At 74.3% G+C, this 3,106-nt stretch carries 2 protein-coding genes and 1 pseudogene; 1 reads left to right on the forward strand and 2 read right to left on the reverse strand.

Annotated elements, in window-relative coordinates; genetic code table 11:
- Positions 1–265: 265 nt before the first annotated feature.
- The gene (locus ACFXA3_RS39640) at positions 266–1,273 is read right to left on the reverse strand and encodes a stage II sporulation protein M (RefSeq protein ID WP_385195801.1); all 1,008 of its coding nucleotides are present in this window, start codon (positions 1,271–1,273) and stop codon (positions 266–268) included.
- 111 nt (positions 1,274–1,384) lie between these two features.
- Here ACFXA3_RS39640 and ACFXA3_RS39645 point away from each other — a divergent pair.
- A pseudogene (locus ACFXA3_RS39645) lies at positions 1,385–2,356 on the forward strand (RDD family protein); the annotation flags it as partial.
- A 48-nt stretch (positions 2,357–2,404) separates the two neighbouring features.
- Here the strand turns inward: ACFXA3_RS39645 and ACFXA3_RS39650 are convergent.
- Positions 2,405–3,025 carry a hypothetical protein gene (locus tag ACFXA3_RS39650; protein ID WP_385195803.1) on the reverse strand — a complete coding sequence of 207 codons (621 nt, stop codon included), beginning with the start codon at positions 3,023–3,025 and terminating at the stop codon, positions 2,405–2,407.
- Positions 3,026–3,106 lie beyond the last annotated feature (81 nt).

Genomic DNA, 3,106 nt, shown 5'->3' on the forward strand with positions numbered 1-3,106 from the left:
GTCTTCGCTTTCGCGTTTCCCTTTCCGGCGATGCCGACTCTATCAGAAGTTTTCCACCGGATTTCCCGGCTTCGGATTCCTGGATGAGGAGTCGACTGTGCCCCATTGGAATTCAATTCCTTGAGGGCGAGAAAGATCTTAAACGACCGCCGTCGAACTTGTCCAGTTCGAGGCAACCGTTGAAATCTACCTCCCTGCGGCGGCTGTGTCAACAGTCGCTGCGGGACGACGAGGAGACTAGCAGCTCAGCAGGGGTCTGCGCACATCAGGCGGCGGTCGGCAGGGTGGCTGCCTGGTCGGCGGCCTCCACGTCGCCCACCTCGCCGGCCCGCGCGGCCCGGCCGCCGAGCACGTAGACGTACGTCAGGAACAGGGCCTCGGCGGCGACGCCGATCGTGATGCGCGCCCAGGTCGGGAGGCCCGACGGGGTCACGAAGCCCTCGATGAGCCCGGAGACGAACAGGACCACGGCCAGGCCGATCGCCATGCCCAGCGCGGCCCGGCCCTGTTCGGCGAGGGCGGCGCGGCGGGTGCGGGGGCCCGGGTCGACGACCGTCCAGCCGAGGCGCAGGCCGGTGCCCGCGGCGACGAACACCGCGGTCAGTTCGAGCAGGCCGTGCGGCAGGATCAGGCCGAGGAAGACGTCGAGGCGGCCCACGGAGGCCATCAGGCCGATGCCGACGCCGAGGTTGAGCATGTTCAGGAAGAGGATCCAGAGCACCGGTATCCCGAGGAACGCGCCCAGGACCAGGCAGATCGCGGCCGCCTGGGCGTTGTTCGTCCACACCTGGGCGGCGAACGAACCCGCCGGATTGCTGGAGTAGTACGTCTCGTACCCGCCGCCCGGCTTCGTGAGCGCCTTCAGGTCGTCCGGAGCGGCGATGACGCCCTGGACCTCCGGGTGCGTGGCTATCCACCAGCCGATGAGGACGCCGACCGCCGTGGAGAGCAGCGCCGTCGGTATCCACCAGCGGCGGCTGCGGTAGACGGCGGCCGGGAAGCCGGCGGTGAAGAAGCGGGCGGCGTCGCGCCAGCCGGCCCGGCGGGCACCCGTCACGGTGGCGCGGGCGCGGGCGACGAGCTGCGTCAGGCGGCCCGTGAGCATGGGGTCGGGGGTGCTCGACTGGATCATCGAGAGGTGCGTGGACGTCCGCTGGTAGAGCGCGACCAGCTCGTCCGCCTCGGCGCCGGTCAGCCGGCGGCCCCGGCCGAGGAGCTGTTCCAGGCGGTCCCATTCCGCCCGGTGGGCCGTGACGAAGACGTCGAGATCCATCCGGTTACCGCTCCCCTGCCCCAGGACCCTGCTTCTGCTTACTCCTGCCGTGGTCAGCTTGGCAGACTGGGGGATCGAGGGGCGGGTCCGGTCACGGGAAAGGTGTGCAGGGTGAGCGATCTGGTGACGGGGGACGCGGTCGTCCTGGGTTTGCGGCCGGCGAGATTGCCGAGCCGGGCGCTGGCGATCTTCCTGGACCTGCTCGTGTACGTCACCGGCTACCTGATCGTCTCGATCGCGCTGACCGTCGCGACCGCCTCGCTGGACCCCGCCGCGCAGGCCGCGGTGTCGGTGGCGAGTTTCGTGCTGGTGCTCGTCGGCGTACCGATCGCGGTGGAGACGCTGTCCCACGGGCGTTCGCTGGGCAAGCTGGCCTGCGGGCTGCGGGTGGTGCGCGACGACGGCGGGCCGATCCGGTTCCGGCACGCGCTGGTGCGCGGGGCGATGGGGGTCGTGGAGCTGCTGATGACGTTCGGGGCCCTGGCCTGTATCGCGTCGCTGGTGTCGGCGCGGGGCCGGCGGCTCGGGGACGTGTTCGCGGGGGCGCTGGTCGTCCGGGAGCGGGTGCCGGGGGCACGGGTGATGCCGGTGCCCGCGCCGCCGCCGTGGCTGGCCGGGCGGTTCTCCGGGCTGGACCTGTCGGCCGTGCCGGACGGGCTGTGGCTGGCGATACGGCAGTACCTGACGCGGATGAACCAGCTGGACCCGCAGGTGGGCGCCGCGATGGCGGCGCGGCTCGCGGACGACCTGGTGGCGCGTACGGGGGCGCCGCCGCCGGTGGGGGTGCCGGCCGCCGCGTTCCTGATGGCGGTGGTGCACGAGCGGCAGGCCCGGGACGCGGCCCGTGCCTTCGGCCCCGGTGCCGGTCCCGTTCCCGGGGCGCCCGCAACGTCCGCGGGGATGCCGGCCGCGTGGGGGCACGCGGCTCCCGGGGCGTACGGGCCGCCGGCCGGACCGCCCGCACCCCAGCCGGTGCCGGGCGCCATGCCCGCGCCGGTGGTGGCGCCGGTGGTGGCGCCGGTGGTGGCGCCCCCGCCCCCCGCGGCTCAGGTGCCGCCGCGGCCCGCGACGGGCTTCGCGCCGCGTGATCGCCCGCCCGGTGCGGCGCGGGCGCCGGGCAGCCGCGGGACGTCAGTCCTCGGGGAACGCCGAGGGCGGGGTCTCCAGGTGCTCCAGCTCGATGCCGGGCGCCGCGAGGACCACGTCGCCCGCCAGGTGGACCGTGTGGACCTCACCGGTGTCCAGGGCGGTGACCTGGTACTCGTCCACCACGAGCGGGCCGCTGTCCGTCGCGTGCTCGGCGCGCCCGAGCAGCGCCCAGGCCTGGTCGACCGTGCGGGGGGCCAGCACCGGGTCGGTGAGGGCGACCAGCCGGATCCGGGTCGCGGGGGCACCGGGGGTCAGGCGCAGCAGGCGGGACGTCGCGACGAGGAAGGCCGGCGAGGTGCCGGTGAAGGCGGCGGCGGGGACGTTGCCCTCGGTGGCCTCGGCGCCGGCGGGATCGGAGCGCACCCAGGTGACGCCGTCGATGGCGGCGCCGCGAACCTGCCAGCCCGACGCGTTGAGTTCGAGGCGGATGGGTCGGCCGAGTTCGTCGACCGCCAGGTCGACGGAGCCGCGGTGCTCGCCGTCGGGGGCGGTGAGCTGGGAGACGTAGCGCCAGCCGGAGGGGCCGGGCGCGCAGTGGAAGTGCTCCTCGCCGAGGGGGGTGTGGTCGTGCGGGTCGTGGAGCGAGTAGCGGCCGCGGGGCATCGTGTCGGTCCTTGCCTGGGTACGGGGCAGGGGGGGGCCCCCCGCGCGCGCGGGGGGCGCGGGGGGGGGGGGTGGGGGGGC

Source organism: Streptomyces sp. NPDC059456, assembly GCF_042750055.1.
Taxonomy (GTDB): domain Bacteria; phylum Actinomycetota; class Actinomycetes; order Streptomycetales; family Streptomycetaceae; genus Streptomyces.